The 14,918-nt window shown below is 62.4% G+C and carries 14 protein-coding genes; 11 read left to right on the top strand and 3 right to left on the bottom strand.

Translation table 11 applies throughout. The features are described from left to right. The first annotated feature begins 48 nt into the window (after positions 1 to 48). From AC1C2O_RS10725 to AC1C2O_RS10705, 5 genes are all read left to right on the top strand, one after another. Positions 49 to 918, top strand: coding sequence for a sugar phosphate isomerase/epimerase family protein (locus AC1C2O_RS10725; protein WP_495430417.1), 870 nt, complete (start codon positions 49 to 51; stop codon positions 916 to 918). Positions 919 to 1,100: 182 nt separating this feature from the next. After that, complete coding sequence (locus tag AC1C2O_RS10720) at positions 1,101 to 2,603, top strand: sugar ABC transporter ATP-binding protein (RefSeq protein ID WP_495430416.1); 1,503 nt, start codon at positions 1,101 to 1,103, stop codon at positions 2,601 to 2,603. After that, on the top strand, positions 2,603 to 3,634 hold the full coding sequence (locus tag AC1C2O_RS10715; protein WP_495430415.1) for an ABC transporter permease: 1,032 nt from the start codon (positions 2,603 to 2,605) through the stop codon (positions 3,632 to 3,634). The genes AC1C2O_RS10720 and AC1C2O_RS10715 overlap by 1 nt, the downstream gene beginning before the upstream one ends. A gap of 146 nt (positions 3,635 to 3,780) precedes the next feature. After that, the gene (locus AC1C2O_RS10710; RefSeq protein WP_495430414.1) at positions 3,781 to 4,782 is read left to right on the top strand and encodes an ABC transporter substrate-binding protein; all 1,002 of its coding nucleotides are present in this window, start codon (positions 3,781 to 3,783) and stop codon (positions 4,780 to 4,782) included. 125 nt (positions 4,783 to 4,907) lie between these two features. Then, a complete protein-coding gene (locus AC1C2O_RS10705; RefSeq protein ID WP_495430413.1) occupies positions 4,908 to 5,480 on the top strand; it encodes a VOC family protein in 573 nt (190 codons plus the stop codon). A gap of 24 nt (positions 5,481 to 5,504) precedes the next feature. Here the strand turns inward: AC1C2O_RS10705 and AC1C2O_RS10700 are convergent, their stop codons facing one another. Beyond that, positions 5,505 to 6,035 (bottom strand): adenine phosphoribosyltransferase, encoded by a 531-nt coding sequence (locus tag AC1C2O_RS10700; protein ID WP_495430412.1) that lies wholly within the window; start codon positions 6,033 to 6,035, stop codon positions 5,505 to 5,507. A gap of 160 nt (positions 6,036 to 6,195) precedes the next feature. Between AC1C2O_RS10700 and AC1C2O_RS10695 the strand changes: the two genes are divergently transcribed. The 5 genes from AC1C2O_RS10695 to AC1C2O_RS10675 all read left to right on the top strand — a co-directional run bounded on the left by AC1C2O_RS10695 (position 6,196) and on the right by AC1C2O_RS10675 (position 11,980). After that, on the top strand, positions 6,196 to 7,521 hold the full coding sequence (locus tag AC1C2O_RS10695; RefSeq protein ID WP_495430411.1) for an ABC transporter substrate-binding protein: 1,326 nt from the start codon (positions 6,196 to 6,198) through the stop codon (positions 7,519 to 7,521). 77 nt (positions 7,522 to 7,598) lie between these two features. Further along, on the top strand, positions 7,599 to 8,636 hold the full coding sequence (locus AC1C2O_RS10690; RefSeq protein WP_495430410.1) for a carbohydrate ABC transporter permease: 1,038 nt from the start codon (positions 7,599 to 7,601) through the stop codon (positions 8,634 to 8,636). After that, complete coding sequence (locus AC1C2O_RS10685) at positions 8,633 to 9,523, top strand: carbohydrate ABC transporter permease (protein WP_495430409.1); 891 nt, start codon at positions 8,633 to 8,635, stop codon at positions 9,521 to 9,523. The genes AC1C2O_RS10690 and AC1C2O_RS10685 overlap by 4 nt, the downstream gene beginning before the upstream one ends. 5 nt (positions 9,524 to 9,528) lie before the next feature. Further along, positions 9,529 to 10,962: a GH1 family beta-glucosidase gene (locus AC1C2O_RS10680; protein ID WP_495430408.1), complete on the top strand. Its 1,434-nt coding sequence runs from the start codon at positions 9,529 to 9,531 to the stop codon at positions 10,960 to 10,962. A 22-nt stretch (positions 10,963 to 10,984) separates the two neighbouring features. Next, positions 10,985 to 11,980, top strand: a complete 996-nt coding sequence (locus AC1C2O_RS10675; RefSeq protein ID WP_495430407.1) for a LacI family DNA-binding transcriptional regulator — start codon at positions 10,985 to 10,987, stop codon at positions 11,978 to 11,980. 20 nt (positions 11,981 to 12,000) lie between these two features. Here the strand turns inward: AC1C2O_RS10675 and AC1C2O_RS10670 are convergent, their stop codons facing one another. Both AC1C2O_RS10670 and AC1C2O_RS10665 read right to left on the bottom strand, forming a co-directional pair. Next, positions 12,001 to 12,852 carry a VOC family protein gene (locus AC1C2O_RS10670; protein WP_495430406.1) on the bottom strand — a complete coding sequence of 284 codons (852 nt, stop codon included), beginning with the start codon at positions 12,850 to 12,852 and terminating at the stop codon, positions 12,001 to 12,003. 38 nt (positions 12,853 to 12,890) lie between these two features. After that, the gene (locus tag AC1C2O_RS10665; protein ID WP_495430405.1) at positions 12,891 to 13,529 is read right to left on the bottom strand and encodes a GntR family transcriptional regulator; all 639 of its coding nucleotides are present in this window, start codon (positions 13,527 to 13,529) and stop codon (positions 12,891 to 12,893) included. Positions 13,530 to 13,657: 128 nt separating this feature from the next. Between AC1C2O_RS10665 and AC1C2O_RS10660 the strand changes: the two genes are divergently transcribed. After that, positions 13,658 to 14,917: an NRAMP family divalent metal transporter gene (locus AC1C2O_RS10660; RefSeq protein WP_495430404.1), complete on the top strand. Its 1,260-nt coding sequence runs from the start codon at positions 13,658 to 13,660 to the stop codon at positions 14,915 to 14,917. Position 14,918: the final 1 nt, after the last annotated feature.

The following is a 14,918-nucleotide window of genomic DNA, read 5'->3' as shown; positions in this document are numbered from 1 at the left end:
AAACTTGGAACGTGCCAATCGGCAGAGCGACAAAGGAGTCCGATCACTATGAACATTGGTTGCCATGGCTTGGTCTGGACAGGAACCTTCGACGCGGACGGCATTCGCCTCGCGGTCGAGAAGACGAAAGAAGCCGGCTTCGACCTGATCGAGTTCCCGCTGATGGACCCGTTCAGCTTCGATGTCGCGGCAGCGAAGGAGGCTCTCGAAGAGCACAATCTCGCCGTCAGTGCATCGCTCGGCCTCTCAGAGGCGACCGACGTCACCAGCTCCGAACCTGAGGTCGTCGCGGCGGGTGAGGCGCTGCTGCTGCGTGCGGTCGACATCGTCGCCGAGCTCGGCGGTGAGCACTTCTGCGGCGTAATCTACAGCGCGATGCGCAAGTACATGGACCCGGTCACCGCGGAAGGCCTTGCCAGCAGCAAGCGTGTCATCGCAAAGGTCGCCGATCACGCTGCCGAGCGGGGGGTGACGGTGTCGGTCGAGGTCGTCAATCGCTACGAGAGCAACGTGCTCAACACCGGACGCCAGGCGTTCGCCTATGCGGCGGATGTCGATCGCGCGAACCTCGGTGTGCACCTGGACACCTACCACATGAACATCGAGGAATCGGATATGTTCTCCCCGGTGCTCGATACTGCGCAGCGTCTGAACTACGTACACATCGGAGAGAGCCACCGCGGCTATCTTGGCACCGGCACGGTTGACTTCGACAACTTCTTCAAGGCGCTCGCTCGTATCGATTTTCAGGGGCCGATCGTGTTCGAGTCGTTCTCGTCGGCAGTCGTCGCCCCCAACCTCAGCCGCATGCTCGGAATCTGGCGCAATCTCTGGACCGACAATGTCGAACTCGGCACTCACGCCAACGCGTACATCCGCGACAAGCTCGTCGCTGTGGACTCGATCCGGTTGCACTAAGCGGCACTGTTGTGACCAACTTGTTATTACAGGTCTAGCATGGCAAGGCGGGGTTAGGTACATTTAGGTACAACTTGCATCGAAGTGGATGCTGGTAGAGAATTGACCCGATGTTTGATCCGGCGCGTCAGCGTCCACGCATCACGACAGACAACAGGACCTCCAAGGGAGCAGGCGAGCATATGAGCGATCCCATTCTTCGGGTGGAAGGCATTAGCAAGGGTTTCCCCGGCGTGCAGGCACTCCAGGATGTGCACCTCGAAGTGCGCGCCGGCGAGGTACTCGTTCTCGTGGGCGAGAACGGTGCCGGTAAGTCGACGCTGATGAAAATCCTCTCCGGGATCTACATGCGTGATGAGGGCACGATCACCTTCGAGGGTCGCGAAGTCGAACTGACCAGCCCGCTTCAGGCGCAGCAGCTCGGCATCACGATCATCCATCAGGAATTGAACATGATGCCTGACCTCACAGTTGCGCAGAACATCTTCATCGGCAGGGAGCCCAGGTCAGGGCCTCTGCTCTCCGAGCGCAAGCTCAACCGGCAGACCTCCGAACTGCTGAAGGGTCTGGGTATCGCGCTCAACCCGAAGCAGAGCGTCGGAGAGCTGACGGTCGCCGAGCAGCAGATGGTCGAAATTGCCAAGGCGCTGTCGTTCGACGCCAAGGTTCTCATCATGGATGAGCCGACGTCAGCGCTCACCGACAGCGAGGTGGAGACGCTCTTCCTTCTGATCGAACAGCTCAAGGCGAACGGCACCGGCATTGTTTACATCTCACATCGTATGGACGAGCTTCGCCGTCTCGCGGATCGTGTCTCGGTGCTCCGCGATGGTCAATACATCGGATCACTTGAGAAGAGTGAGATCAGCATCCCCAAGATCATCGAGATGATGGTCGGTCGTGTCATCGACGAGGGAACCCGTCCGACGGCCCGCGATCACGACAACGATCCGATCGTTCTCGACGTGGCGAACCTGTCGACCAAGGCGCTCTTGAAGGACGTCAGCTTCCAGCTTCGACGGGGCGAGATCCTCGGGTTCGCCGGACTCATGGGAGCAGGCCGAACCGAGACCGCTCGCGCCGTGATCGGCGCCGATCCGCGCAGCGCAGGGACCATCTCCATCAACGGTCGAGTCGCCAAGATCCGTCAGCCTGAGGATGCCGTCAAGCGGGGTGTCGGATACCTCTCCGAGGACCGCAAGCAGCTCGGTCTCATGCTCGAGCAGGACGTCACATTCAACACCGTCCTGGCATCCCTCGGCCGATACACCAACGCGATCGGCTGGATGGGCGACAGCAAGGCCAAGAATCAGACCAAGGACTACGTGCGGCAGCTGCGTGTGAAGACGCCATCGGTCAACCAGATGGTCAAGCTGCTGTCGGGCGGAAACCAGCAGAAGGTCGTCATCGCCCGTTGGCTGATGCGCGACTGCGACATCCTCATCTTCGACGAGCCGACTCGAGGGATCGATGTAGGCGCAAAGGAAGAGATCTACCGGCTCATGCAGCAGCTCGCTGACACCGGTAAGTCCATCATTGTCATCTCGTCCGAGTTACCAGAGATCCTCCGCGTCGCCAACCGCATCGCGGTGTTCGCGAACGGTCGGATCACCGGAACACTCCGCAACGAAGAAGCCAGCCAGGAGAAGATCATGCAACTCGCAGCCCATGGGGAGGAAGACTGATGAGCACGCCGCAACAGCCCGGATCGACGACGACCGTCATCCAGCAGGCAGTCAACGAGAACACCGACAAGCGTGATGTCAGCGGCTTCCTGAAGCGTCAGGCACAGCAATCGCTCGCGTTCGGCACGCTCGTTGTGCTGCTGATCTTCTTCTCGCTCGCGAGCCCGAACTTCTTCACGTTCAGCAACATCGCCTCGGTGCTCCTATCGACAGCAGTCATCGGCATCCTGGCGCTTGGTACCACGTTCGTCATCATCACCGGTGGCATTGACCTGTCCTTGGGTACAGGTATGGCACTGTGTTCGGTGATGACGGGTGTGTTCATCACGAACATGGGTCTTCCGGTCTGGCTTGGGGTGATCGGCGGTATCGCCACGGGTGTGCTGATGGGGCTGGTCAACGGCGTGAATGTGGCGTATCTGCGCCTTCCACCATTCATCGCCACTCTGGCGATGATGATGATCGCCGGCGGTCTCGCCCTGGTCATCTCCGGTGTCGCACCGATCTATTTCTCGACGTCTGCGCCTGACTTCAAGAGGATCGCTCTCGGCACGATCATCCCCGGCATCCCGAACGCCGTCCTCATCACCGCACTGCTGGCGATCGTGGCATTCCTCGTGCTTTCCAAGACGCTGCTGGGTCGCTACACCTTCGCGATCGGTTCCAATGAAGAGGCCACCCGTCTGTCTGGCGTAAATACCCGCCGTTGGACGATCCTCATCTACATGTTCGCTGGCGCCTTCACCGGCATCGCCGGCGTCGTCATTGCCTCACGCCTCGACTCGGCTCAGCCGCAGATCGGCACTGGCTACGAGCTGCAGGCGATCGCGGCCGTCATCATCGGCGGGACGTCTCTTCTGGGTGGCCGTGGCTCGATCATCGGTACCGTAATCGGCGCGCTGATCATGAGCGTGCTCGTCAACGGTCTCAGCATCCTCTCGATCCAGACCGAGTGGCGCAACATCGTTGTCGGTGTCGTGGTGCTGCTGGCCGTCTTCCTCGATTCGCTGCGCAACCGCCAGCGAACCTGATCCTCGGGTGGTGGCGATACCCGTGCCCGCCACCACCACGATCGGCTTCGGCCGAAAATCGCGGAGTGATCCGCACCGGCACACACCACCGGAATGTCCACATCGTCGGTCGCGAGATCGGCACCCACAGAACAATGGAGTTTCCCATGCGATTTGGCAAGAAGACCGCATTCGCGGCACTCGTGGCCGCATCTGCGCTTGTGATGGCGGGCTGCGCAGGCAGCGGCGACGTCATCGACGAGGGCGCAGGCACTGACGGCGGCAGCAGCAGCGACGAAATGTACATCGCCCTCGTTTCAAAGGGCTTCCAGCACCAGTTCTGGCAGGCCGTGAAGACGGGTGCTGAGGAGCGGGCGGAAGAGCTCGGCGTCAAGATCACTTTCGATGGCCCCGCCGCCGAGACCGAGATCGCCCAGCAGCTCGAGATGCTCACCACAGCGATCGACAAGAACCCGGATGCTATCGCCTACGCGGCGCTCGACCCCGAGGCGTGCGTTGCACCGCTCGAGCAGGCGAAGTCCAAGGACATCCCCGTCGTCTACTTCGACGCTCCCTGCAACGGTGATGTCGGCCTGAGCCTGGCCGCAACCGACAGCGAGGTCGCCGGTGCACTGGCTGCAGATCACATGGCCGAGCTCATCGGCGGCGAGGGCGAAGTCGCCATTGTTGGACACTCGCAGATCAACTCGACCGGTGTCGAGCGCCGTGATGGCTTCGTCAACCAGATGGAGTCTGAGTACCCGGACATCGAGATCGTCGACATCCAGTACGGCGACGGCGATCACCTGAAGTCGGCTGACATCGCCAAGGCCATGATCGCGGCGCACCCCGACCTCAAGGGTATCTACGGCACCAACGAGGGCTCCGCCATCGGCGTCGTGAACGCTGTCGGCGAGCTCGGCCTCGAGAAGGGCAAGCTGACGATCATCGGCTTCGACTCCGGTGCCGCGCAGATCAACGCCATCAAGGACGGCACGATGGCCGGCGCTATCACGCAGGACCCGATCGGTATCGGCGCTCAGGTCGTTCAGGCAGCGTATGACGCGGCCAACGGCGAGGCCGTTGATGAGTTCTATGACACTGGTTCGTACTGGTACGACGCCACGAACCTCGAAGACCCGAAGATCGCCGCGGTTCTCTACGAGTGATCTGACGTCTCGGCTCGGCCCCTCGCCTTCGGGTGAGGGGCCGATTTCGTGCGCCGATTCGGAATCAATTAAGGACACCAGATGTCCCGGTTGAGTGACAAGCTGGCGTCAACGAAAGGACGATCATGACCTCTCTGCCCGCTCGACCCACTGGTTCCAACACCATCAACCCGTTCCTCATGACCGATGACGCGGCCGGGATCATCGCATTCCTTGCTGAGGTCTTCGGTGCTGTCGATGTGCCGGAGGCACGCACTCTCGATACCGACGGACTCATCCTGCACTCCGAACTGCTCATCGGCGACTCGCTCATCACTGTCGCAGATCGCAAGGCCGACTGGCCTTTCACTCCGGGGTTCATCCAGGTCTACGTCGACGATGTCGACGCGACGCTCGAGCGCGCGGTGCGGCTGGGTGCGCGTATCGTGACACGTCCCACCGACTTCTTCGGTGACACCTTCTCCCGTTTCTCGGACCCGTCCGGCAACCTATGGTGGGTCTACCGGCACGCCCCGCAGGAAGCGTCCGGCGAATGGTCAGCGGAACCGGATGCCGCTGACGGCGCGGACTGGGCGACCGATGGTGATGGCGCGGAGGTCGAGGACTGGTCGAACTTCACCTCGCCCGAGCTCGAGTACATCCACGGAAGCCTCGTCGAGGCGATGTCTGCCCTGCAGGACCCCCGCCAAATCAGCTGAGGGTTCGAGATGCGCGAGGCGCTGTCAGGAGTGAAAGACGGTGTGCAGGTCGCCGATGAGTTCGCGTCCGCCGAGGCCGTCGATCTCGAACAGTACCGAAATGCCTGCGACGTGTGAGCCGAGGCGCTCGATCAGCTGCCGTCCGGCGGCGAGTGTGCCTCCGGTGGCGAGCACGTCATCGATGAGCAGCACGCGCGAGCCGGCCGGAATGTCGTCGTGCATCTCGATCGTCGCGGTGCCGTATTCGAGGGCATAGTCGATGGATGCTGCGGGCCTGGGGAGCTTGCCCGCTTTGCGGATCGGCACCAGCCCGACGCCGGCGACGATCGCAGCGGCGCTTGCGATCAAGAATCCCCGCGCCTCGATGCCGGCGATGACGTCGAACTGTCCCATGAAGGGTTCGATGATCGCCTCGGTCGTTGCGCGCAGCGCGTCAGCATCCGCCAGCAGCGGAGTGATGTCGCGGAAGAGGATGCCGGGTTCTGGATAGTCCGGGATGCTGCGGATGAGCGATTCGGCGCGGGTCAGAGCAGGGGTGAGTTCGGCAGAGGGCACTGAGAGATCGTACTCCAGCGCCCTGTGAGTGTTTCGAGGGCTTGACATTCGTGGGAGCGCTCCCATAGAGTTTCACATCAGTTCGTGGGAGCGCTCCCACGTTTCCATGAATGTCCTATTACCGCACTATCACCGCACCATCTCGCACAAAGGAGTGACCGTGAATACACGTGCCCGCCGACGGATTCTGACTACAGCTGCCGTCGCATCCATCTCTGCCCTCGCCCTCGCCGGCTGTTCTGCTGGCGCCGGCAACACAGACGCAGGCGCCGACGCCGGTGCCGACGCTGACGAGCAGATCACTCTGACCGTCACCACGTTCGGCGTCTTCGGCTATGACGACCTCTACAAGGAATACGAAGACGCCAACCCGAACATCACCATCGAGGCGAACAACATCGACACCGGTGGCAACGCCCGCACAGATACATTCACCAAGATCGCGGCAGGCAGTGGCCTCAGCGACGTCGTCGCGATCGAAGAGGGCTGGCTCGGCGCGATCATGGAGGTCTCCGACTTGTTCGTCGACCAGCGTGACTTCGGCATCGAAGACCGCAAGGACGACTGGGTCGAGTGGAAGTACGATCAGGGCACGGACCCTGAAGGCCGCGTGATCGGCTACGGCACCGACATCGGCCCAAGCGGCATCTGCTACAACGGCCCCGCGTTCGAGGCCGCAGGGCTCCCTAGCGACCGCGAGTCCGTCGCCGAGCTGCTTAACGGCGACTGGGAGAACTACTTCGCCGTCGGCGCCGACTACACAGAGAAGACGGGCAAGGCATGGTTTGATCACTCCGGCTTCGTCTGGAACTCCATGATCAACCAGCTCGACGAGGGCTATTACACGGCCGACGGTGAGCTGAACGTCGAAGGCAACACTGAGATGCAGGAGCGCTTCGAACTGCTGGGGACTGCAGTCGAAGGTGGCCAGTCGGCTGCAGAAGCCGCGTGGGACTGGAACGGCGGCAAGTCGTTTGTCGACAGCTCGTTCGCGACCTTCGTGTGCCCCGGATGGATGCTGGGAAACATCACCGGCAAGCTCGAATCAGGTGGCGGTGACGCGTCGACAGGCTGGGACTTCGCCGACGTGTTCCCCGGAGGACCGACCAACTGGGGTGGCGCGTTCCTCACGGTTCCGGAGACCTCGGAGCACCAGGAAGCAGCTGCGGAACTCGCCAGCTGGTTGACGCTGCCTGAGCAGCAGGTGAAGCAGTCCGCAGCCGCGGGCAACTTCCCGTCGACGATCAAGGCTCAGGAGACGCTCGCGGCTGAGGCGACACCGAACGAGATCTTCAACGACGCGCCGACCGGTGCGATCCTCGCGGCACGCGCAGAGGGCGTCGAAGCGCAGTTCAAGGGCCCGGACGACTCCATCATCCAGGAGAACGTGTTCGGCCCCGCGCTGACCAGTCTCGACCGCGGAGAGGTGAACACGCAGCAGGCGTGGGACAAGGCTCTGGCGCTTCTGGACGAACTCGTCGGCTGATCCTTCGACAGGCTCGGGAACCTTTCGGTTCCCGAGCCTGTCGCTGCTGGCCCGGTGGATAAAGAAGGAACGAAGCAATGACACTCACTGTCCCTCCCGTGCAGCGCACGGACACGGCATCCGCTCGGGTGCCCCATTCCGCGGGGAAACCTTCCTGGCGTCACCGTCGCTCACGATTCGATATGAAGGCGTCACCGTACTTCTATATCTCGCCGTTCTTTCTCCTTTTCGGCCTGGTCGGGCTCTTCCCGCTGCTCTACACCGTCTACGTGGCGGTCTTCGAGTGGGACCTGCTCAAGGGGCAGGGCGAGTTCGTTGGCCTCGGCAACTTCATCGAGATTCTCGGCGACTCGATGTTCTGGAACTCGATCTTCAACACTCTGAGCATCTTCCTGCTCTCCGCGATTCCGCAGCTGGCCGTAGCGCTTGTGGTCGCTTATCTTCTTGACCGCGGGCTGCGGGCACCGACCTTCTGGCGGATGAGCGTGCTCATCCCGTTCGTGGTCACCCCTGTCGCTGTCGCGATCATCTTCTCCAGTATCTTCAACGAAGCGGACGGCCTCGCCAACAACCTCCTTAACCTGATCGGCATTGCCGACCAGGAGTGGAAGCACGACACGTTCCTCTCGCATATCGCGATCGCGGTCATGGTGAACTTCCGCTGGACCGGCTACAACGCCCTCATCCTGCTCGCCGCGATGCAGGCGGTGCCGCGTGATCTCTACGAGTCCGCTGCCATCGACGGCGCAGGCCCGATCCGGCGCTTCTTCTCGATCACGATCCCGACAATCCGCCCGACACTGATCTTCGTGATCATCACGGCCACAATCGGTGGCCTGCAGATCTTCGCCGAGCCCCGCCTGTTCGACGTTTCCACGGCGGGCGGTATCGGCGGCAGTGACCGGCAATTCCAGACAACAGTGCTGTTCATGTGGGAGCTCGCTTTCTTCCGGCGTGACTTCGGTGAGGCATCCGCCGTTGCCATCTTGCTGTTCGTTCTCATCGTGGGGATCGGTGTGATCAACTTCCTGATCACCCGAGGAATATCCACCGGGGATGCCCCGAGAGCGAAGCGTCGCCGAGCGCGCAAAAACACGACAGGAGCCCAGCGATGACCGCCACCCAGGCCATGAGTGTGCCGGAGAAGCTCCGCAAGCGCCGCGGAGTCAGCTCTGGATCCGCGGGCATCGGCAGCCGGCCCGGCTTCCTCACCTACGGGCTTCTCGCCGCCTTCATCATCGGCAGCGTCTATCCGCTGTGGTGGTCTGTCGTCGTCGCCAGCGGCACCAACTCCACCCGCGGTGAAACGCTCCCGCTCATCCCCGGTGGCAACTTCTTCACCAACGCTGCGAAGGTGCTCGACGCCATCCCGTTCTGGCTGGCGCTGGGTAACTCTCTACTGATCTCGACGATCATCACCGTCTCCGTCGTGACATTCTCCACTCTCGCCGGGTATGCCTTCGCGAAGCTGCGTTTCCGTGGGCGAGAGGGACTCATGGTGTTCGTTATCGCCACGATGGCGATCCCTACGCAGCTCGGCATCATCCCCCTGTTCATGTTGATGAGACAGCTCGGCTGGACCGGATCGATCGGTGCGGTGATCATCCCGATGCTGGTGACGGCGTTCGGTGTGTTCTTCATGCGCCAGTACCTCGTCGACGTCATCCCGGATGAGCTCATCGAAGCCGCACGGATGGATGGCGCGAACCAGTTCCGAACGTTCCTCACCGTGGGTATTCCCGCTGCTCGCCCGGCTATGGCGATCCTCGGACTGTTCACATTCATGACGGCGTGGACGGACTACCTCTGGCCCCTGATCGTCCTTTCTCCGCAGAATCCGACGCTGCAGACGGCGCTCAGCCAGCTGCAGTCCGGCTATTACATCGACTACTCCATCGTGCTCGCCGGTGCTGTGCTCGCGACGCTCCCTCTCCTTGTGCTCTTCGTGGTCGCAGGCAAGCAGCTCGTCAGCGGCATCATGGCTGGCGCGGTGAAAGGATGACCTCTATGACTTCCAGGACGTTCCCGACAAACTTCCTCTTCGGCGCGGCAACAGCGGCCTATCAGATCGAAGGTGCGGCCTTCGAAGATGGGCGTACGGCGTCGATCTGGGACAAATTCGCACGGGTTCCTGGTGCGGTCATCGGTGGCGAAAACGGCGATGTGGCGTGCGATCACTACCACCGCTATCCCGAGGATGTCGCGCTCATGACCGAGCTCGGATTGCAAACGTACCGCTTCTCGACCTCCTGGTCGCGGGTGCGTCCGGATGGCGGAGCGGTCAACGAAAAGGGCGTCGACTTCTACAAACGGCTGGTCGACGAACTGCTGGCTGCCGACATCTTGCCCTGGCTGACGCTTTACCACTGGGATATGCCGCAGGCGCTGCAGGAGAACGGCGGCTGGACGAATCGCGACAGCGTGGAGCGCTTCGTTGAGTACGCCAGCACTATGCATGACGCGCTCGGTGACAGAGTGAATGTGTGGACGACGCTGAACGAGCCGTGGTGCTCGTCCTTCCTCTCCTACACCGGGGGTGAGCACGCGCCGGGTCACACGAGCATTGCCGAAGGCCTGCTCGCCTCGCATCACCTACTGCTCGCCCACGGCGAGACCGTTCGCGAGTTGCGCGGCCGCGACGCATCGCTGGACCTGGGCATCACGCTCAACCACACGGTTGCCGACCCCGCCGACCCGCAGAACCTTGAAGACGTCGATGCGGCGCGCCGTATCGATGGGCAGTTCAATCGCTGGTTCCTCGACCCGCTCTACCTCGGCGTCTACCCGGCCGACATCGTCGATGACATCCGTGCGGTGGATGCCGATGCCGTGGCGCAATTCGAAGCCGCAATCCATGACGGTGACCTGGAGACGATCTCACAAAAGATCGACACCCAGGGAGTGAACTACTACCACGGCGATTTTGTCTCAGGCACGGCGCCCGCCACGTCTACCGTTTCCGGTGGTCCGAGCACCGAGCGCAAGACCCGAAGCCCGTATCCGTCGAGCGATGGCATCCATTCTGTCGAGCGGGGCCTGCCGCGCACCGCCCAGAACTGGGAGGTGCAGCCGGAGGGGCTCACTCGATTGCTTCAGCGCGTCTGGACCGAGTACGCCCAGCCCGCAGGCACCGTGCTTTACATGACCGAGAACGGCGCGGCCTACGATGACGTCGCGGTGGTCGAGGACGGCGAGACACGCGTCCACGACACGGATCGCGCCGAGTTCCTGCGTCTGCACCTCGGTGCAGTGCTGGATGCTGCGGACTCCGGAGTCGACGTGCGTGGCTACTTCTACTGGTCGATGTTCGACAACTTCGAGTGGGCCTGGGGCTATGACAAGCGTTTCGGCATCGTTCGAGTCGACTACGACACTCAAGAGCGCAGCATCAAAGACAGCGGTCGGGAGTACGCTCGCATCATCGCCGCTCGTTCTCTCTGAGCGCGCGAAGGAGGGGAGAGCTGTGCCGTCACGCGCGACCATCGAAGAGGTGGCGGCTGCCGCCGGAGTGTCACGGTCGACGGTGTCGCGTGTGGTCAACGGATCGACCGCCGTCAGCCCCGAGGCACTCGAAGCCGTGCAGGTCGCGATTTCGACGCTCAACTATGTGCCCAATCGTGCGGCCCGTTCGCTCGCATCCAGGCAGACGCATGCGATCGCGCTGATTGTTCCAGAAGACACCACACGCTTCTTCGGTGAGCCCTTCTTCGCATCGATCGTTGCAGGCATCACCAGTGCTCTCGGCGGATCCGACTATCTATTGAATCTGCTCATCGCCAGCGACGACCCCGGCGCGAAGATGGCCAGTTTCGTGCGCAATGGGGGCGTCGACGGTGCGCTGATCGTCTCGCATCACACCAGCGACGCATTCATCGACCAGATCACGGATGCTGTGCCGGTGGTGTTCGGAGGGCGCTCGGCGCATCCGCGTCCAAGTGATTACGTTGTCGATGTCGACAACGTCTCGGCGGCGCGCGGTGCCACCCAGCACCTCATTGACATCGGGCGAAAGCGCATCGCGACGATCTCCGGTTCGTTGACAATGATCGCGTCGCTCGATCGCGTGCAGGGTTTTCGCGATGTGCTCGCGGAGGCGGGTCTCACCCCGTTCGCCGAAGCCGAGGGCGACTTCAGTGAGGAGAGCGGCGGCGAGGCCGCCAGGCGCATCCTCGAAGTCGGGGTGCCTGATGCTATTTTCATCGCCAGCGACCTCATGGCGCGCGGTGCGCTGACCGTGCTGCGCGCCGAGGGAATCCGCGTGCCGGAGGATGTCGCCATCGTGGGCTTCGATGACTCAGCGGTGGCGCTCAGTTCCGTTCCGCAGTTGACCACCGTGCGTCAGCCCATGTATGCGATGGGGGAGACGATGGCAGCGGTGCTGATGTCGCGCCTGAACGGTGGAGAGCCGCCGCAGACCACGATCCTGCCGACTGAGCTGGTGGTGCGGGCTTCGACGTAGGGGCTGTCGCTCGTCCCAGATCAGGCCAACTGCGCCTTCAGTGTGTTGCGCCACGGGTCGGTGAAGGTCAGGGTGCGACCGTCATCCTGCACCTGGGTGCCGAAGTGCGTCAACCGCTCGTTCAGCTCGCCAAGAGCATCCGCATTCGGCAAGGCAAGATCCATCTGACCGAGGCCGAGTGCTGGCATTCGCGGACCCGCGCCACGCGAGTTCCAGACGTTCATCGCCATGTGGTGGTGGTAGCCGCCGGCGCTGACGAACAGTGCTTGGTTACCTAGGGATGCCGTGGCGTCGAATCCCAGGCGACCCACGTAGAACTCGCGGGCGGTGGCGATGTCGCCGACGGAGAGGTGCACGTGGCCGATCTGTGCGGGCGCGGTCTCGGTCGCCGTCTCCTCGGTGAAATGCTCCTTCAGGAACGTGTTCGGGTCGAGGTAGAGGGTGGCCATCTCGATTTCGCCGTGCGTCCACGACCACTCCGAGCGGTCGCGGTCCCAGTACAGCTCGATGCCGTTGCCCTCAGGGTCGGTGAGGTAGAAGGCCTGGCTGACCAGGTGGTCGGCGCTTCCGGTGAAGGTCTGTGGCGCGCGCTGAGCGACCGAGAGGAGAGCGGATGCGAGAGCTGCCTGCGATTCGAACACGATCGCTGTGTGGTACAGCCCTGCGGAGCCGGTCGCCGCGTGCGCGAGCGTCGGCTCATGCTGGAGGATCACGATCGGCGTCCCCGCGCGACCGAGCACCACGGAATCGCGCTCGGCGCTCTGCACCTGAAGCGTGATGACGTCGCGGTAGAACGCCGTCATCGCATCGAGGTCACCGACGAGCAGGGTAACGGCTCCCATGGTGGTTGCCGCGGCAAGTTTTTCGTTCATGTCAGTTGGAACGGCCCCGACCCGGAATCTATTCCTGGCTACTCGCGGCCCATTCGGGCGAACGCGCCCAGCACGAGTCGTTCGGATTGGATGAGATAGCCCTCTAGCGCGTCGGCTGCGGCGTGGGGGCCGTCCTCGAGGAAAGTCTTGAGAACGACACGGTTCTTGCGCACGAATGGCTCATGGAGCGCGCGGGGATCGTCGATCTCAAGGAACACCAGCCGCAACTCGGCAGCGAGGTTTCGATAGGTGCGGGCGAGTCTCGGGCTGTCTGCCAAGGCTACGATCGCATCGTGGAAGGCCATGTTCGCGCTGCCCACTCGACGCCATTGATCACGGGGCAGGTGGAGTTCGGCTTCAGCGAGGGCATCCTTCATCAGTTGCACCGCCGGATGCTCCGGTTCTGACTGGCGAAGCGCAGTGCATTCGATGATGCGGCGCGCGCGATAGATGTCGATGACGTCAGCGATCGTGGGGGCCGCGACAGAGACGCCGCGATTCGGAATGTGCTCGATGAGCCCTTGCTCGGCCAGTACTCGGAATGCCTCGCGCAGCGTGTTGCGCGACACCTCAAATCGCTCAGCCAGTGCGGATTCGGACAGGCGGGACCCTGGCGCGAAATCGCCATCGATGATGCTCTGTCGCAGCACATCGGCCAGTACTCCCTGTTGGATCACGCCTTCATGTTATGCGTCTGGTTCGACACTCGTAGCATGCCGGAAACAAAGTTGTAGAACAATCAGCTCGATCTTGTTCTACACTCGGTGTCACCCGACACCCAACAAAGACGATGGGAACCCCCTCCATGTCCGAGCAATCTCAGACTGAATCTCAGCTGGCCGCCGTGAAGAAGCGCGCCGGTCGTAGCGCCGTCATCGGCGCGATCTTCCTGATGGCGACTTCCGCCATCGGCCCCGGCTTCATCACGCAGACCGCGACCTTCACTGCCACGATGGGGTCGGCGTTCGCGTTCGCCATCCTCGTCTCGGTGTTGATCGACATTGCCGTGCAGCTAAACGTCTGGCGGATGATCACGTCATCCGGCAAACGCGCCGGTGAGCTCGCGAATGCGGCGATCCCGTTCTCTGGACACGTGATCGCGATCCTCGTCGTGATCGGCGGTCTCGCCTTCAACATCGGAAACATCGCCGGTGGTGGCCTGGGTCTGAACGCGCTGCTGGGCATCGATCCCAAGATCGGCGGGATGCTGACCGCCGCGCTGGCAATCATCATCTTCCTGGTCAAGAAGGCCGGCAAGGTGATGGACATCGTGCTGATCGTCCTGGGTATCGGCATGATCGTGATGACCGTCATCGTTGCGATCCTCGCGCAGCCGCCAATCGGCGATGCGCTGCGACAGACGATCATCCCGGACGAGCTGAACTTCGCCACCATCACTACCATCGTCGGTGGAACCGTCGGCGGTTACATCACGTACTCGGGCGCACACAGGTACTTGGATTCCGGCCAGACCGGACCCCAGCACGCCAGCCGGGTCATGCGCGCTGCCGCTAACGGCATCATCATCACCGGCATCATGCGCTACGTGCTGTTCCTGGCGATCCTCGGCGTCGTCGCCTCGGGTGTCGCTCTCGATCTCTCCAGCCAGGCGGCAAACCCTGCCGGTCAGGCCTTCGGCGCAGTGCTCGGAGATGCGGGGCTCCGCATCTTCGGTGCGATCTTCTGGGCGGCTGCTCTCAGCTCGGTCATCGGTGCGGCATACACTTCTGCGACATTCCTGTCGGCATTCAACAAGAAGTTGCTCGGTGGCTGGGCGCTGCAACTGGCGACCGTCGCATTCATCGTCGTGTCGCTGATCGTCTACCTGTCGATCGGCACTGCCCCCGCCGCGATCCTGGTGTTCGTCGGTGGCTTCAACGGGCTCATCCTCCCGATCGGTCTCACCGTGTTCATGTACATCGGCTGGTTCCGGCGTGACCTGCTCGGCACGAAGAAGTACCCGCTGTGGCTGCTGATCGCAGGTACGGTGGTCACTCTGCTGACCTGGTACATGGGTATCGTCTCGGTCGGCCCAATCTTCGCCTTCCTCGGAATCGGAGCGTGAC

The organism is Microbacterium sp. Y355, assembly GCF_059445345.1.
Note: the sequence above shows the minus strand (reverse complement) of the source record. Positions and strands in the feature narration are given on the sequence as shown.

Coding starts and splice junctions, on each gene's coding strand:
- AC1C2O_RS10680 (WP_495430408.1), top strand. CDS start 9,529: ATGACTTCCAGGACGTTCCCGACAAACTTCCTCTTCGGCGCGGCAACA.
- AC1C2O_RS10715 (WP_495430415.1), top strand. CDS start 2,603: ATGAGCACGCCGCAACAGCCCGGATCGACGACGACCGTCATCCAGCAG.
- AC1C2O_RS10725 (WP_495430417.1), top strand. CDS start 49: ATGAACATTGGTTGCCATGGCTTGGTCTGGACAGGAACCTTCGACGCG.
- AC1C2O_RS10685 (WP_495430409.1), top strand. CDS start 8,633: ATGACCGCCACCCAGGCCATGAGTGTGCCGGAGAAGCTCCGCAAGCGC.
- AC1C2O_RS10690 (WP_495430410.1), top strand. CDS start 7,599: ATGACACTCACTGTCCCTCCCGTGCAGCGCACGGACACGGCATCCGCT.
- AC1C2O_RS10660 (WP_495430404.1), top strand. CDS start 13,658: ATGTCCGAGCAATCTCAGACTGAATCTCAGCTGGCCGCCGTGAAGAAG.
- AC1C2O_RS10705 (WP_495430413.1), top strand. CDS start 4,908: ATGACCTCTCTGCCCGCTCGACCCACTGGTTCCAACACCATCAACCCG.
- AC1C2O_RS10710 (WP_495430414.1), top strand. CDS start 3,781: ATGCGATTTGGCAAGAAGACCGCATTCGCGGCACTCGTGGCCGCATCT.
- AC1C2O_RS10670 (WP_495430406.1), bottom strand. CDS start 12,852: ATGAACGAAAAACTTGCCGCGGCAACCACCATGGGAGCCGTTACCCTG.
- AC1C2O_RS10720 (WP_495430416.1), top strand. CDS start 1,101: ATGAGCGATCCCATTCTTCGGGTGGAAGGCATTAGCAAGGGTTTCCCC.